Genomic DNA, 15,855 nt, shown 5'->3' with positions numbered 1-15,855 from the left:
TAGATAAGTTTTATTTTAAAATATACATATTTTTTACCCTAATTTTCCTCATTGAAATTATTCTATGCAATTTGCAACTTTTCTCGAAATACGCAAATCCCCAACTTCTTTAATAAGTCGGGGATCTTGTTACTCACGAATGATTAAGTAGGGCTATATATGTTTAAGATAATGCACAATCGCTTCTGCTGTTGGCAAATTAGTTGCCAGCAAAACTTGATTAATAGTGCATAATCTAAGCAGTGCTTCTTCATTTGCCTGACCAGGCTGAGGTTGCAGCAAATCTCTCAGGAAAATAACTGCTAAAATTTCTCCTGCTCCAACCAATGAAGCAATTGTTTGATATCCTCCAGAAATTGGTGCGGGGGTTTGCTGACTAATAGTTATTCCTGCTTGTTGATGTAAGACTTCGCCAACAGATGGCCAGGTAATTGTAAAGCTCTGTGAGAAAAATTCCTGATGTTGAGAAACAAATTCAGCAAGTTCTGATTTCTTGCTCTCGTGAGCGATGAGTACTATGTTTCTTTCAATAATCACTTGGGGAGGCTCACTTACATTTATTTCTTCTGGAGTTTCATCAAATTGAGTCGCTTCTACTTCAGGAACCTCTTCAATAGTTTGACTGACACTCTCAGGAGCTTCACTTTCTGTTGTTTCCCAAGATTGAATATCAGCTAATTCCGAAACTTCACTTACTAGAACAACATCATCAACATTTACGCTGGCTTCTTCTGTAGTTGGATTATTCAAATCAATGTATTGATTGCTAGAAACTTCTGCAACGATATTATCAGGCTCCGTCAATGCTTCAGAAACTTCGCCTCCTGTTTCATTAACAGCGAAACTAGGTTCTACTTTGTCAATATTTGTGCTGTCTTCTGCCGTAAATAAAATATCTAAATCTACTAACTCATCATTGATATCTTGTGTGGCTTGGCTCAATGGTTCTTGCGGCTGAATCTCCTCTTCTTCAGTAACTTCATTAACAAATTCGCCAAACTCTAAACTGACTTCTTCTGCGACTGGTGTATCTAAACCTACTACTTCATTTTCATTATGAGTAACTTCCAGAACGGTACTTTCTTCATCAGATACCTCGCCGAAAATATCACGCGGCTGTACGAAGGTGACTTCTGCTTCCAGCGCCGCCTCTAACTCTGCATCCTCATGGGAGGTTGCAGGAACTTGGTGGAAAATATCACGTGGCTGTACGAAGGTGACTTCTGCTTCTAATGCTGCTTCTAACTCTGCATCTTCATGGTCAGTAGCTTCGGGAATGCTACTTATATCACGCCGTTGCACGAAAGTAGATTCTGTCGCCAGTGCTGTTTGAAAGTCTATAATCTCATCGTGAGTGACTTCTGGAAGTGTAATTTCCTCTTCAGAAGTTTCGATGATATTTTCAGGTGCTGCGATCGCATCATCGGCTAAAGTAGAGGAAACTTCTGAGGTTTCGCTAACTTCTGGAACCTCTACTTCTTCAACATCTGCACTAACTTCTGGCGCAACTGATTGCAAATCTACAATTTCATCATGGACATCGTGTGGAACTTCGCTAACTGCTTCTGGTGACTGAATGATGTTTTCAGGGGCGATTACCTCAACAACTGGAATGACATCATCACTTTGAGTAGCAACAACTTCGGAGGTTTCGCTGACTTCTGGAGAAGGTGTTTCTAATTCGGGAGTAATAGGCGCTGGAACTTCGCTAACTACTTCTGGGGATGGATTAACAACATTGGCAGCGCTGATATTTTCAGGCGATCGCGGCCGAGAAAACAGTGAAGGGTCTATAATTCTAAAGACTGTCTCTGGTTGCTCATAAGCAGGAGCAACTGCTTCCAAAATCAAAACATAATCTGCAATCCTGATAATATCTCCATCACTCAAAGAATATGGTCGATCTTTTTCGGCTTGTTTTCCATTAAATATTGAGCCATTTCTACTGCCAAGGTCAGAGAAGTAGTAATTTCCAGCTTTAACAAAAAACTTAGCATGTACCCGACTAATATCAGGACTGTCTAAGACTAAATCAGAATCAGGAGAACGACCTATTAACCATTCTCCTCTCGTTGGAGTTTCTGTGGTCAGGTCAACTTCATTGACTTCACTTAGATTTGGTGAGTAGCTAACTTTTACTTTCATATTAATTTTTGGTTAATTTTATTGATTTCTGTTACCCAGCGCTGACGGGTAGTATGTTCTAAATTTAAAATATCATCTTGTGACCAGTGGAAATGATAAGCAATAAAAGCTACCTCCTCATATAAAGTATCAGAGGGGTAGCTTACGACTCCCCCGCTAGTTCTAGCTCCACCGAAAATTGAGTATTACAACGGGGACATTGTGTCGGAATATGTACATCGCCTTGCTGATTGATTCGATTATAAAATTCTCGGAGATAGGCAATGTCATGTAGAAGAAGTTCTTCAAGTAAATCAGGGCTAACAGAATTAAGACTGCCTAAGCGAGTAATAACCCGTGCAAGCATTACCAAAACACCGTAAGCTGGATTTTCTTGAACTCTGCGCTCTTGTTGCACCAAAATTTCATCTTTAGCGGTGGCTAAACGCATCACCCCATGACGATGTATCCGGTGTTCGCTATCACTCAATCCTCTAGGAAGAGTGAAGGCAAATTCTGTGGAGAGAGTATCCTTTTTACGGGGCATAATTTGGGGACTGGGGATTGGGGACTGGGGATTGGGAACTGGGGATTGGGGACTGGGAATTAGGAATTGGGCATTGGGCAAAATAATCAATAGTTCTTTTTCCCATTTTCCTCATCTCCCTCATATCCCTATGCCCCATGCCACATGCCCCATGCCCAATTCAATTATGAAGGAGTGCTTCGGGGGCGTTTATTGTATCTTCTGGTATGGAAGTTTCACCTTCCAAGCCATTAATTCGCCGATAAAAATCTTGGAGGTAATTTAAATCTTGGGCAAAAAAGTTTTCTACTATTGCAGGAGTCACTTCTGATAAAGCACCCAAGTGAGTAATCACTCGTGACAAGATAATAATTGTGGCATAAACAGGATTAGCTTTAACACGTGGGTCACGCAAGGGTGCAATCTCGTCTATCGCCGTTGATAACCGCATTACACCTTTGCGGTGGAGGTTGCCTTCAGAGTCTAGATACCCCTTTGGCAATGTAAATTCAAACTCTGTGGGAAACATACTTCTCCTAATTACTTCACACGTTTAAATTCCTCAAAAGCAACCTCCACTTCCTCAATTTCGATGTCATGGCTGCGGGCGTTAACATCGGCAATCTTGTAACTTGCAGGCCAAGCACCGGCTAATTCAAATCTAGCTATTTCTTGATTTGCCTGATTATAAATAGACAAAGCAACAAGTCTACGTTGCTCAGACCAATTACCTTTTTCAACTTTTTCAAACCACTTCCAAAAATCCATAGAGTTGGTAGTACCTCTACGCAGAGTGAGATTACCACTCTTAGGATTGCTAGGAAGCTTAGTTCTCACCACCTGGCCTTTTGATTGCCCTTTTTTACCCCAGGTTTGAGAAGTAACTTCAGAAATTTCAATTACCTCTTGTGTTCTTTTGAAGCCTTGACACTCCAAAAAGAAGCAATTGGCATCGTTTTGACCTTCTAGTGTCAGTTCTAAATAGAACCGATGGGCCGTAAGAACTTCTGGAATTCGGCTTGCGGATTGTACCACTGTTAAATAATTCGTAATTCGTAATTCGTAATTCGTAATGAAGCTTGCGGACTTGCTACCGCTACGCTCTAAGCAAAGCTATGCCGCAGGCTTTACATAATTACGATTATTTGATTCGTTTAATTCCTTCGTGAACCAATTCAACTGTTTCATTCGCCATATCACCACCAGAGGCGGTTAAGGTAGGCCCCGTGTATTTACAGGGATAACAATTGACAATGTTCCAGCGTGCTTTTTCAGAGCCTTGTTGGTCATAAGCAACCACTGAACCAGTTTTACGCTTCTGTGACCACTTCCGAGGGTCTCCCATGTCTTCGTTACAGTCTTGATACCATTTATAAAGGTCTATATCATCAGTGGCGATGACTTTTACTGTAATATTGGTAAATTTGACAACAGTTGGTGTAGCTTGACGCATTAGTTTAGCGCCTTTAGATGAACCGTGGACTTCTTGCGCTGGAGTATTCTCAACGCCTAAGCCACTAATTTCTTTGATGAATTTATCAGTAATGCCGTCAGCCTCAAAGTAAAATTTACAAGAGGTTAAAAATTCGCCTGCCATACTTTTGGACTCCTTTGTGTGTGATTAATTTGAGAATTGGGAATTGGGAATGGGGAATGGGGGAGTAGAGAGCAGGGGAGGCAGGGGGAGCAGGGGAAGAAGAACTATTAATTATTGACCAATACCCCATGCCCAATGCCCAATGCCCTATTCGCTATCTTCAATGCCATTCCATTGGCTGATGCGGAAAACAACAAATTCAGCCGGTCTGACTGGACAAACACCGACTTCAATATATAAACGTCCTAAAATTCTGGTTTCTGGTGGGTTCAATTCTTCGTCACACTTCACATAAAATGCTTGTGCTGGAGACGCGCCAAATAAAGCACCTTCACGCCAAATACGCTCTAAGAAATTACTGACGGTGCGGGTGACACGCGCCCATAAATCTTGGTCGTTCGGTTCAAAAACTACCCACTGAGTCCCCAGTTCTAGGGATTTTTCGATATAGCTAATTAACCGACGCACACTGATGTAACGCCACTCTGTTTTATCTGGCTCAACTAGAGTGCGTGCGCCCCAAATGCGGATACCTCGGTTGGGGAAGCTGCGAATACAATTTATCCCCAAGGGGTTTAATAGTTCTTGTTCGCGGAAGTTTGTTTCATAGCCCAAACCAATTACGCCTCTGGGAACTTCATTTGCAGGCGCTTTATAAACTCCTCTGGTTTCGTCGGTGCGGGCCCAAACACCCATCACATGGCCACAAGGAGGTACTAAAATTGGATTACCGCGATCGCGTGGATTAGGTACTTTAATCCAAGGATAATAAAGGGCCGCAAACATCGAACGACGGTTAAATCTATTCAACCACTCCACTACTTGCTGAGGTTTGACGGCATCCGGTGGCGCATCAAGTACAACCATGCGGTTGGGCGGATTGGGAATATCGCCACTGGCAGAACCCTCGCACATACTAATCATCAGTTCGATGATGCCGTGGACTTGATCTAAATTCAGTACCTGCTCTTGATAAGCCCGCATCACATCAGGACAAGCCAGCATTGTGATTTCATCAACTTCAAAGATACCGCGTACCCCGGTGCGATCGTCTCGAACCCCTTCTAAATTTTGCGAAAATCTATCGGGTGGGGCAGCAACAATGGGCGGCGCTAGTTCATATTGACCATTAACGGGGCGACGAGCTAAAGGCTGTCCACTTTGAGTGATGTCTTCTACAGTGACATACATCGAATTTCTCAATGCTGCCAGCGCATAAGTTGCAACTTGAGCATTAGGCTCGCGGTTCATGCTCAAGTTTTCATATTGCTCTAAAAGTTCATCTCCCCGACGAATTTGAATGGTGAAATATTCACCCGTATTTGGAGGCGCTTCTCCTTCAGTACCTTCCGGTAGGGCCCGGGGTGAACCATCAATAATGACGAGATTTACCAATCCGCCTGATGCTTGCTCAGGACGCAAAGTAAAGCGGAGGGCTGGACGATTACCTCTAGAGTTGATTCTAAGGGTAGCCGGTTCTGGAGTTGCTGGTCTGGGTGCGCCTGGTAATTGAGTGCCAATACTTGTTACCCAGCAACGACCGCCACCATTCATAAAGTAGCCGTAGACTGAAAATGGTAAATAGGCGTTGAAGTCGGTGAAGCCGTCAGAGTTGGGACGAGCAAAATAGTTTAAGTATTGCGTCCAAGTGGTTACTAGCATGGGCTTGTATAACTCAGCCCCACCGCGAACGTCTTCTGTAAAGCCTACAAATCCGGCAACTGCCGTGCTAACACCTTCAATTGGTCGGCTACCTCGGTCGATTTCTTCGATATAGACACCAGGAGCAAAGTAATCAAGTCTAGCCATGAAAGTCTCTCCAAGTCAGTAAAAAGCTAATTATTCAGGAGTTAGAAATATTTCTTTGAAAGTATTACTTTGGTTATCTACCAATGCATTGACGTTTTGGGGTAAATAGCCAGGATGATTCAGAGTCAAAACATAATTACCTAAATGAAGGTCTTCAAAAAAGAACAGCCCTTCTTTAGTGGTTAATATGGATTTTTCAGTTCCCCTCACAGCTACTTCTGTCGCTACCAACGGCAGATTTGTCACCGCACTTTTGACAATACCCGCGATCGCAACTCGCCTGGTTAATACTAGACTGTCGCTATCACGAGACAATTGATTTCGCAAATTGAAAATCCGCTCCCAAACCAAAGGTACTGGAGTAGGTTGTGGCTCGAAGGGGATTGTAACTGTCAGATATAAGGCTGAACGCAATGGCACATTGAGAGCGCTCCATAAAGAGCCAATTTCAATTGGCGGCTCTAGGGCAACTGTCATGTTCAAATTACCATAGCCCCGTAATTCAGGAACTAAAAACTCCTCTTCCAAGGTGCGATGGCGCAACAGCACAGCCAATGCCTCACTGATAAAGTGATGCTCCCCTAAAGCTGTTCTATCCCAGGCTGTTAATAGCAGTGAAACATCAAACCAAGCCGGTGCCCAATTTACAGTGGCAGGTTGTAGAGCGCGTGTTAGCTTGCGTTCAACTTGCCTACCAGAATGTTGTACCTGCTTGCTCTCACGTATATCAAAAATGTATAAATTGAGAGTCGGGCCTGCTCCCTCTTCCCTACGATTACCAGGATGGCTAAAGTCAATTTGCTCTGTACTGGTAAGTGAGGTTCCTCCAGCTAGAATATCGGCTAAAGTTTGAAGAACGAAGATAAGCATGAAGGTGTTCTGCTGGTAGCTAATCCAGATGCATCTACAGTATATGTATCAGCCTTCTAAAGTTAATTAGACTTTTGTCGATATTTTTTCAATTGGGAATCGGGAACTTGTACTGAGCGAAGCCGTTGGCGCAGCCTCTCGTAGAGAAGTATTGGGCATTGATAAGAGATAGGGGGGACAAGGAAGAGAGGGGAGACAAGAGAGAGACTTGTTGAATAAGTTCTCCCCTTGTCCTCCTTGTCCTCCTTGTCCTCCTTGTCCTCCTTGTCCTCCTTGTCCTCCTTGTCCCCCTCATCCCCCTGCCTCCTGCTCTCCTTCTCTAAATGATGGAGGGCAGGAAGATATTAGATTTTCAAAAATCCGAAAAGCAGCAATTTCAGTTTGTAGATTAGTCTGGGGCAGTTATTAATCGGACGCACTACATTTTGTCTTGTGGGGCGAGCGATATGCTTATCCTCACAATACTTGTCTTAATGTAATAAATAAAAACGCTACGTACCTATAAATACTTAAGTAAACGAGAAGTGCCTATGAATATAAACTTAATAATTCTTTGTATTAAGCATCCAAGAAGATAACTTAATAAAAAAATAAACATTACTGAGGCTGCATAATTTTATACTGATTAGCAGAAGAGTAAAATATTTGGTTGCAAAAAGCGAGTGAAGCTATGACACTAGGCTTTTCTGTACAAAAACTAGAGAATGGCTCGAATTATTTGAATTCCTCAGATGTTCAGAGCTTTTGTCAGCTAGAGTCTCAGCAGTTAACTAGTCAATATCCAATTTTTTTCGCTCGGATTGTCTATTATGATTGCTTGCTGAAAAATCATCAGGAAGTTATCAATTATGGTCAAGACCAAGCTCCTTTTTCCCCGAAAACTTTAGCTTATTTACGTTCAGAAGCATGGCTGACAGATTTTCCGCCTGCTTTGACTTTGCATGAATTTAAGCTGAAAGATTTTTCATCTATTTCTTACATTTGCCCTATCGCCTATAGAAATCAAAAACCTGAATACATTCAAATCATTACTCATAAACCTCTGTCAGAGAGTTTGCAATTATATGTAAAACGCTCTGCTATACTTTTGAGTAAGTATGTAGATATCTACTTAGACTATGGAAGACAAAAAACTGAAATTCAACTTTTAGAAGATATCTTGCATCGGATAGGTCATCAATTGCGTAACTCTCTAGGGCTTATAGGATTGTATGCACATAACTTATGCCTAGGTTTAGAGGATAGCCTTTGGCAAGGGCAAGCAACGATCGTTAGGGAAAGTATACAAGATTTAGATACTAATTTAAATGAGCTTATTGATTGTGGACAAGGAGCAAAATTAAGGGTAAAACCTCAAGATTTAAGAAGTTTGTTCGTTGAAAGTATCACAAATTTACAACCTTTAATTAATCAGAAAAAAGTTGAAATATTGATTCCCGATACATCAACGATACTGAACATGGACAAATTACAAATGAAACAAGTCTTTGATAATATCCTCAGTAATGCTGTTCATTTCAGTCCTAACTCAGGAACCATTACCTGTAGCTGGCAAATTTTTCAAGATGAAGTTTTAATGAAAGTTTCAGATCAAGGATCAGGATTATCTCAAGAGGATCTACAAAAAGTATTTACCCCATTTTATTCTCGGCGTAAAGGAGGTACAGGACTAGGCTTAACTATTGCTAAAAAAATCGTTTTGGATCATCAAGGCAGTATTTGGGCACAAGCTTTATCAGAAAGGGGAGCGCAATTTTCTGTAATTTTGCCTCGGACAAGAAGGGGGAATTAATTCGTAATTTGTAATGACGCTCTCTCGCTACAAGACGCTGCGCGAACGCGGACTCGCTACCGCTACGCTAATGTAATTCGTAATTAAAAAGATGGCTAATGATAATAAGAAACTTTCGGTTTTATTGGTAGATGATGAAGAACGGTTCCGCCAAGGATTACGTACTCTTCTCAGTTTCTATAGTATTAATTCTGCGTTACCTATAGAAGTTATGGGTGATGCAGATTCTGTGGAGCAGGTTTTAAAGTTTACAGCCCAGAAGTGTCCAGATTTAATTTTGCTGGATATGCAATTGAAGGGATGTGATGGAATTACAGTTCTGGCACGTCTTAGGGAAACTGCTTACACTGGGAAGGTTTTAGTGTTGTCGGCTCATCAAGAAGATGACTGGATTTTTAGAGCAATGCAGGCGGGAGCCGCAGGTTATGTATTTAAAAACCGTGTGGCAACACAATTGTGTGAGGCAATTGAGACTGTTACAAGATCGGAAATTTATCTGCCTTCAGAAGTTGCTAGTCGATTTTTTCGGTTTTTTCAGGCTTATTCAGACTCTTGTCTAAAAGCGTGTCATGAGGTGCATTTAACCGAAAGAGAGCAAGAAGTTTTATACTGGTTAACTCAAGGTGCTTCTAATGAAGAAATCGCTAAACATTTATATGTAACAGTTGCTACTGTTAAGGCGCATCTCACCAGTATTTTTGAAAAATTGAAGGTTACTAGTCGGACTCAAGCTATTGTAGCAGCCCTCAAGTTAGGATTAGTTCACGCTTGATAGGTTTTCTGTTAGTGCAGCGTAAAGCCTGCGGCATGGCTTCTCTACGAGACGCTATGCGAACGCTTAGAGCGAGTCTGCAAGCGTCATTTTGAATTATGAATTGTTTATATGCCTTCATTTGAATCTTTTTATCAACAATACCCCTGTTCGTACAATTCTCCCTTAAGTTGCGATCGCCCTTTCCAAACCGCGCAGCAAATCAAGGGGGCTAAGTTTTGCTTGGAATGTGGTTTTCCGGCAACTTTACCACAGGAGGCTGAGATTAAAGGAAGTCAGGGAACTTATAAAATAGCTAGTTTTATTGGTGTAAGGGGTTTAGGCCGCTTATACTCAGGTGTTCAACTTAAAGATAAACAGCCTGTCATCATTAAAGAATACCTACTACCCAATCGTTGTTTTAATGAAAGCGAGACTCTGAAACGCAAAGAGACTTTTAAACGGGTAGGTGGGGTAAGTTTAGCTGATAGTCGAATTCAAAACTTCCGTCTTGTAGAAACTAAAGAAGCGATCGCAGATGAAAAAGGAGAACGCTGTTATTTAATTACTCAAGGCATAGAGTCATCCCAAACTTTAGGGAAATATCTCATAGAGAAGGGCGCAATGACATCTCCTGATGTGCGGGAAGTACTAAATCAAGGTTTGCAAACTCTCCAGTTTCTCCACACCCAAAAGCTGCGTTTTCCTTCAAATCAAGTACAACTGGGGATAACTCACGGCAATATAAGTTTAGATAGTACTTTAATTAAAATAGAAAATAATCAAAAATTCTCTATATATTTTTGCGATTTAGCGACCTGGGAAAACTTATTTATTCCACCGATTATTCCTCAACCCGCGCCCACCAGACCTGAGCAAGATTTAGAATCATTAGGATTGCTAGCCTTTTATTTATGGGCAGGACGAACAACTAATTTTTTATCAAACCAGCCTCTCGATCCTAGAGATAATCAGCAATGGCCAGATACTGATAGCCATTTAAAGCAGTTTATTTATCGCCTCATTGGTCTAGAAACTCCTTTCGAGAATGCGGAAACGGCTCGTCAAGCACTGCTGCAACTTCCCAAAGAAGATAGTGGCAAAAATTCAGTGCGATCGCCAGATTCTCAAGTCATAGAGAAGCGTTTACCAATGCCTTTAATCCTGATAGGAATTCTGGCTTTATTACTACTCGGCGGCGGAATTTTGTATTGGCTTCTGGGTAAGAAAACAGATAATCCTAATCAATATATATTATGGTCTAAACTTGTACGAAATTTCTCCGAAGTCCCCAATGTTCCTGCCGGACAATTTACTTACACAGGAGAAAAGGACAGTACATGGAGTTATGTTTTAACACAACCAGTAGACAATAGTCGTTTAGGAGATTTATTGACCAGACCAAAGCCAGATGCAACAGCAACATTTAACTATGAGCCTGTTTTGTCATCAAACTTAAATAATCCGATTAAAAGTATCGAAGAAGTCCAAACAAACAAAAAAGATTTTGCAATTACTAGTTTGGTAGAGAACATCACAGATAAACTTTCTAAAAAACAAGTTGCTTATGATGGATTACTTGTTTTTGTAGCATTTAATAAGAGAGATTCAAATCTTGCTAATGCTCTTGGAGGACAAATAAGTCTTGAGCAATTGCGTCAAATTTACACAGGTAAAATTACCAATTGGCAACAAATTAGTCCGAAACTTCCAAATTTAGCTGTGAAACCTTTTGCCCCAACAGAACCGGAGGCAATCAGTAAATTTCAAGAAATAGTTCTCAAAAATGTCCCTCAAGACGAAGCTTTATTTGCAGCAAATGTTACTAAACTTGATACAACAAAAACCCAAAATCAAATTCGTAGTGAGACTCTAGAAGGGCGAACCACTGGTATTATCAGCTTTGGCATTATCAGTAAAACCTCGAGTCAGTGTACAGGCTATCCGCTTGCGATCGCAGATGGCAAAAAATCAGCGATTCAACCTCTGTTTCAACGGCGCGATCGCCGCTCAATTAATCCCTCAGATGATTTGTGTCAACATGATGATTATTATGTTGATGTCACAACATTCCAAAGCTACCCGTTGGGATACCCTCTTTTTGTAGTGTACCCTAAAGACACCAGTCGCCTGCCTGGTGGTTCTACATTTGCTCAGATGCTAACCACTCGTCAGGGTCAGTGTTTACTTAGTAAAGTAGGTCTCGTAGCTTTACAACCTATGCCTGATGATATAAATTCCTATGCCTGCAAATCGGTGCCCCAATCCTAGTTGCGAATATTTTAACCGCGCCCTGCCTAACAATGCTAAGGTTTGTCCCTGGTGTTCCACTCCTGTGGGTAATGTAGTTTCCTCAACACCACAACAACCGCCTAGTCAACCACCGCCTGTTCAGCAACAACCTAGTCAACCACCTGCTCAGTATCAACGACCACCTACAGAGCAACCTAATTACCAACCTCCCCAACAGCCTCCCGTTGATTATTCAACAGTCTATCAGCCACGAGTTTCTTATCAACCAACACCGCCTGCTTATGTCCCTCCGCCTCAAAGAGCGCCAGCCTTAAAGCTGATTCATACTACCGGCAGAGAATTTCACCTTGTTGGGGAAGGAGGTTATATTGGTCGTCGCAGTCAGAGTCCAGGAATAGCGCCGCCAGAAATTGATTTGACTGGCATTCCCAGTGAGGGAATAGTCTCTCGTCGTCATGCGCGAGTCGATTGGGACTGGTCGCAAAATGCATACATGATTGTTGATATGAGTACAAATGGTATTTATTTAAACAACAATCCTCTAACTCCGGGTATGCAATATCGTCTGCTTAATGGTGATGTACTGAGATTTGGTCAGGATAATCTAGTTAATTTTACGATATATGTTGTGTAGTAAAACTTTTTGCTAATGCACTAGGGTTGCAAAAAGCTGTCAAATTTCATAGGGTAGTTGATCGATCAACTACCCTTCAATTTTGGCGAGAGTCACAATAAATTAACCTGAGTTTGATACTGCAATTGGTTAATGCACGCCACAAGAATTTAGAAGATGGGGCGATCGCACTAAATTAATTTTCATACACGAGCGATAGCAAGACTATTAAGACAGTCTCTACAAGATTGGGCGATCGCACTTTGTTGATATCTTAAGAGATCGCACTACACATTGTGATGGTGATTTGTTAGGTTTCGTTCCCCAACCCAGCCGTACTTTCAGTTAACGCACCCTATAAGAACGGCAATTACGCTTACAAACCGGCTTGCCTCATAGAGTCTAGGATTGCTCGATTCCGTGCCGCCAAATTACCAGCCGCGGCGGGTTGGGGATTCATCGATTTCCAATGGTCTCTCATACCATTACTGCTACCCCACGCCATCCACATCAGTTTATTTGTTATCGTGGCCGGGACATTTGTTATCTCAACGTACCCGCCATCATAGTGGGCGTTTGGCCAACATCTTTGTTCTATAATATCGAAAATGCACCTCTCAAGCTTGGTTCTCTCGTTTTCTCCATAAGCCCCCGGTCGGCGAAACTCCACATACCGGGTTGCTTTTCCATCGTCGGTCGGGGCTCCAGGCAGCCAGCTATTTCGGTTCCCGTGCCATCCTTGCGTTTTATTGTTTTGATACTCTATTTGAGAAAAATACCAATCTGCCCATGTCTGTACATGGTTATAATTAACCGTTGTCACATTTCCAGGTCCGATCTGGTGAGCTACATAATCATTTATTTTTTTGTTAGTGTTCTCGAGATTAAGTCCTGTTACGTCTGGTAACTTCCCTTGTTGCGACAAAAGTCGTGATGTGGCCACTTCCCCTGCTTTTTTTATCAGTTCCACCTGATCCGTAAAATAATAATCCGCTTCATTGCTCGTCGCCCACTGATCAATCACAGCTCGTATTCCCAAATCGTTATCCCTGATTTTGCTTACATTAGCTTGTCGCGCGGATGCCTTCTGACCGTAGTATATTTGCCGTTGCACAATACTTGCCCTAGGGGATTGCGCGTTTTCCTGTCGCGCTGTGTCTCTCAATTCCCACAGACTGCTTGGCAATGTGGATAGGGTGATTATACTGTCTCTTTCCTTGATCATACCCACCCCCGCATCGGACATATATTCGTATTCGCCAGGGGTTTCCCCCTGTTCGCCCGCTATTTTTTTCTTTCCCTCATCGTTAACCTTCCGTACAACTTTGCCTCCTATGGCTCCTCGATGTTGTAGGGTTGATTGAGCTTGTAGTTCTGACTCTTCTGGCTTGGTAGATCGCTGTAACTCTTCTGGGAACAAGGGTGATCGCTGCACAGCCCCACCATTCTGCTGTACAACATGGGTTAACTCATGCGCCAATAACTCCTGACCGCCGCGACTCCCTGGATTATATTCTCCCGAACGAAAGAACACATCCTGCCCTGTTGTAAAAGCACGCGCCTGAATTGACCGATTCAACTGGTCAGATTGACCATCCGTGTGAACTTTTACCCCACTGAAATCTGCGCCAAACGCCACCTCCATCGGTTCGCGGATATTGTCTGCGATCGCCTGTCCACCCCCCCTAGCTTGGTTAATGGATGCTTCCAGGTCAGGCGCAGCTTCCATCCCAGCCTCAGCCTGACGCTGCACCATCGGCTTCATCTGTAATTCTTCCTCATCCTCTGGCAATGCTTCTCGTTGCAATGTGCTATTGTCCAGAGATTTCATCTGCAATTCTTCTTCTTCCTCTGGCAATGCTTCTCGTTGCAGTGTGCTATTGTCCAGAGGTTTCATTTGTAATTCTTCCTCATCCTCTGGCAATGCTTCTCGTTGCAGTGTGCTATTGTCCAGAGATTTCATCTGCAATTCTTCCTCATCCTCTGGCAATGCTTCTCGTTGTAATGTGCTATTGTCCAGAGGTTTCATTTGTAATTCTTCCTCATCTTCTGGCAATGCTTCTCGTTGCAATGTGCTATTGTCCAGAGGTTTCATTTGTAATTCTTCCTCATCCTCTGGCAATGCTTCTCGTTGTAATGTGCTATTGTCCAGAGATTTCATTTGTAATTCTTCCTCATCTTCTGGCAATGCTTCTCGTTGGATAGACTGGCCATTTCCAGGTTGCGCCATTGTTTGCATTACCTGCTGTGCTACGCTATCAGCTTCCTGTTCATAAATGTCTCCAGGCTGGCTAATTGAGAGTTTTGCTTGGCTACGCAGTGGTATTCGACTTATATCGTGAGTAACGGGTTGATGGAGTGGTTGTACTTCAGGAACCGCTTGGCGTGAAATTAAACCAAAGCCCGGTGTAGGGTGTTTCAGGGATGGAATTGAGAAGCCTGTAGTAGTTTTTTTCTGCCGGCTGACGTGTTCTCTCATTATTCTTCTCCAGATGCCCAAGCAGTAGTTAGATAAATATTTTGCTGTTACTAATATCTAAAATACTGCGATCGCACTTGTAACACAATTTATCGAAAGTATAAATTTTCGGGAACCTGATTCTATGGTATCGGGCGATCGCACTAAAATGTTAAGTAAATCAGAAAAAGTTAACGATGGCAGCTAAAGATAAATTTCATGCTGTGGTTAGAATTGCTTTAGAAAAAGAGTAGTGGAAGATAACCGATGATCCTCTGCGACTGGAAGTTGGCGGAACTAAGTTTGAAATAGATTTAGGTGCAGAGCAACTGTTAGCAGCAGAGCGGGGTGAAGAAAAAATTGTAGTTGAGATTAAAACGTTCCTGAGTGATTCACCACTAACAGATTATCATGCTGCATTAGGACAGTTTTTGAATTATCGGCTTGCCTTAGAAATCAGCGATCCAACTCGCATTCTCTATTTGGCAGTACCTATAGGTGTTTATGAAGCTTTTTTCAAGCGGGAATTTGCCCAAATATCTGTAGAGAGATATGAGATTAAACAAATTATTTATGACCCAATTCAAGAGGTAATTGTACAATGGATACCCTAAAATCTTATCGCCATATCATTCAGTCCTTGTTGATGGCTTATGCTGCTATTCCAATAGCCAATGTTCAAATTGATTGTTACACTGTTTTTGATACAAAACAAGACCATTATATGGTTATGAATGTGGGATGGGATGGTCATCGGCGAGTCTAGGGTTGTGTTTTACATTTGGATATTAAACAGGGAAAAATTTTGATTGAGCAGAATATGACGGAAATGAGAGTGGCTCAAGAACTTGTAGAACTAGGGGTTCCAAAAGATGATATTGTTATTGGATTTCAATCTCCTGAAATGCGGGAATATACGGGTTATGGAGTTTTTTAACAACATTGCGATCGCACTTCGTTAACTCACCCTACAAAAGCAGCGATCACACTTTATCAACTATCATAAATATATGCGCGATCACAAGACTATTAAGACAGTCTCTACAATGTCAGGCGATCGCA

Annotated in this window: 13 protein-coding genes and 2 pseudogenes; 6 read left to right on the top strand and 9 right to left on the bottom strand. The window is 42.1% G+C overall.

Annotation, left to right across the window (positions count from 1 at the left end; translation table 11 throughout):
- Positions 1-153: 153 nt before the first annotated feature.
- The 8 genes from FBB35_RS13685 to FBB35_RS13655 all read right to left on the bottom strand — a co-directional run bounded on the left by FBB35_RS13685 (position 154) and on the right by FBB35_RS13655 (position 6,926).
- Positions 154-2,145 (bottom strand): FHA domain-containing protein, encoded by a 1,992-nt coding sequence (locus FBB35_RS13685; RefSeq protein ID WP_174710073.1) that lies wholly within the window; start codon positions 2,143-2,145, stop codon positions 154-156.
- Positions 2,142-2,324 (bottom strand): DUF6760 family protein, encoded by a 183-nt coding sequence (locus tag FBB35_RS35785; RefSeq protein WP_368041845.1) that lies wholly within the window; start codon positions 2,322-2,324, stop codon positions 2,142-2,144. The genes FBB35_RS13685 and FBB35_RS35785 overlap by 4 nt, the downstream gene beginning before the upstream one ends.
- The gene (locus FBB35_RS13680) at positions 2,288-2,761 is read right to left on the bottom strand and encodes a phage tail assembly protein (protein WP_254625944.1); all 474 of its coding nucleotides are present in this window, start codon (positions 2,759-2,761) and stop codon (positions 2,288-2,290) included. Before FBB35_RS13680 ends, FBB35_RS35785 begins: the two co-directional genes overlap by 37 nt.
- A 70-nt stretch (positions 2,762-2,831) precedes the next feature.
- Positions 2,832-3,179 (bottom strand): hypothetical protein, encoded by a 348-nt coding sequence (locus tag FBB35_RS13675; RefSeq protein ID WP_174710072.1) that lies wholly within the window; start codon positions 3,177-3,179, stop codon positions 2,832-2,834.
- Positions 3,180-3,190: 11 nt separating this feature from the next.
- Positions 3,191-3,685 carry a phage tail protein gene (locus tag FBB35_RS13670; protein ID WP_041565926.1) on the bottom strand — a complete coding sequence of 165 codons (495 nt, stop codon included), beginning with the start codon at positions 3,683-3,685 and terminating at the stop codon, positions 3,191-3,193.
- 106 nt (positions 3,686-3,791) lie between these two features.
- Complete coding sequence (locus FBB35_RS13665) at positions 3,792-4,247, bottom strand: phage tail protein (RefSeq protein WP_012407860.1); 456 nt, start codon at positions 4,245-4,247, stop codon at positions 3,792-3,794.
- Between the two features lie 147 nt (positions 4,248-4,394).
- Entirely contained in the window at positions 4,395-6,056 is a 1,662-nt protein-coding gene (locus FBB35_RS13660) for a phage tail sheath C-terminal domain-containing protein (RefSeq protein WP_174710071.1), read from the bottom strand.
- Positions 6,057-6,086: 30 nt separating this feature from the next.
- Positions 6,087-6,926, bottom strand: coding sequence for a Pvc16 family protein (locus FBB35_RS13655; RefSeq protein WP_174710070.1), 840 nt, complete (start codon positions 6,924-6,926; stop codon positions 6,087-6,089).
- 817 nt (positions 6,927-7,743) lie between these two features.
- Here FBB35_RS13655 and FBB35_RS13650 point away from each other — a divergent pair.
- The 4 genes from FBB35_RS13650 (at position 7,744) to FBB35_RS13635 (ending at position 12,356) form a co-directional block, all read left to right on the top strand.
- Entirely contained in the window at positions 7,744-8,718 is a 975-nt protein-coding gene (locus FBB35_RS13650; RefSeq protein WP_254625943.1) for a sensor histidine kinase KdpD, read from the top strand.
- Between the two features lie 91 nt (positions 8,719-8,809).
- Positions 8,810-9,490 (top strand): response regulator transcription factor, encoded by a 681-nt coding sequence (locus FBB35_RS13645; RefSeq protein WP_174710068.1) that lies wholly within the window; start codon positions 8,810-8,812, stop codon positions 9,488-9,490.
- Between the two features lie 111 nt (positions 9,491-9,601).
- The gene (locus tag FBB35_RS13640; protein WP_174710067.1) at positions 9,602-11,740 is read left to right on the top strand and encodes a substrate-binding domain-containing protein; all 2,139 of its coding nucleotides are present in this window, start codon (positions 9,602-9,604) and stop codon (positions 11,738-11,740) included.
- On the top strand, positions 11,712-12,356 hold the full coding sequence (locus tag FBB35_RS13635; protein WP_174710066.1) for an FHA domain-containing protein: 645 nt from the start codon (positions 11,712-11,714) through the stop codon (positions 12,354-12,356). The genes FBB35_RS13640 and FBB35_RS13635 overlap by 29 nt, the downstream gene beginning before the upstream one ends.
- Before the next feature lie 355 nt (positions 12,357-12,711).
- On the opposite strand, the gene FBB35_RS13630 is transcribed toward FBB35_RS13635, so the two are convergent.
- Entirely contained in the window at positions 12,712-14,814 is a 2,103-nt protein-coding gene (locus tag FBB35_RS13630; RefSeq protein WP_217481712.1) for a DUF4157 domain-containing protein, read from the bottom strand.
- Between the two features lie 176 nt (positions 14,815-14,990).
- On the opposite strand from FBB35_RS13630, the pseudogene FBB35_RS13625 reads away from it, so the two are divergent.
- Positions 14,991-15,407: pseudogene (locus tag FBB35_RS13625) on the top strand (XisH family protein).
- Positions 15,395-15,730: pseudogene (locus FBB35_RS13620) on the top strand (XisI protein). The pseudogenes FBB35_RS13625 and FBB35_RS13620 overlap by 13 nt, the downstream one beginning before the upstream one ends.
- The last annotated feature ends 125 nt before the right edge of the window (positions 15,731-15,855 follow it).

Source organism: Nostoc sp. TCL240-02, assembly GCF_013343235.1.
Classification (GTDB): domain Bacteria; phylum Cyanobacteriota; class Cyanobacteriia; order Cyanobacteriales; family Nostocaceae; genus Nostoc.
This window is presented reverse-complemented; position numbering and strand designations above follow the sequence as displayed.

Bases quoted from the DNA above. Each gene is read 5' to 3' on its own strand.
- FBB35_RS13685 (WP_174710073.1), bottom strand. From the start codon at position 2,145: ATGAAAGTAAAAGTTAGCTACTCACCAAATCTAAGTGAAGTCAATGAA.
- FBB35_RS13675 (WP_174710072.1), bottom strand. From the start codon at position 3,179: ATGTTTCCCACAGAGTTTGAATTTACATTGCCAAAGGGGTATCTAGAC.
- FBB35_RS13665 (WP_012407860.1), bottom strand. From the start codon at position 4,247: ATGGCAGGCGAATTTTTAACCTCTTGTAAATTTTACTTTGAGGCTGAC.
- FBB35_RS13660 (WP_174710071.1), bottom strand. From the start codon at position 6,056: ATGGCTAGACTTGATTACTTTGCTCCTGGTGTCTATATCGAAGAAATC.
- FBB35_RS13655 (WP_174710070.1), bottom strand. From the start codon at position 6,926: ATGCTTATCTTCGTTCTTCAAACTTTAGCCGATATTCTAGCTGGAGGA.
- FBB35_RS13645 (WP_174710068.1), top strand. From the start codon at position 8,810: ATGGCTAATGATAATAAGAAACTTTCGGTTTTATTGGTAGATGATGAA.
- FBB35_RS13640 (WP_174710067.1), top strand. From the start codon at position 9,602: ATGCCTTCATTTGAATCTTTTTATCAACAATACCCCTGTTCGTACAAT.
- FBB35_RS13635 (WP_174710066.1), top strand. From the start codon at position 11,712: ATGCCTGCAAATCGGTGCCCCAATCCTAGTTGCGAATATTTTAACCGC.
- FBB35_RS13630 (WP_217481712.1), bottom strand. From the start codon at position 14,814: ATGAGAGAACACGTCAGCCGGCAGAAAAAAACTACTACAGGCTTCTCA.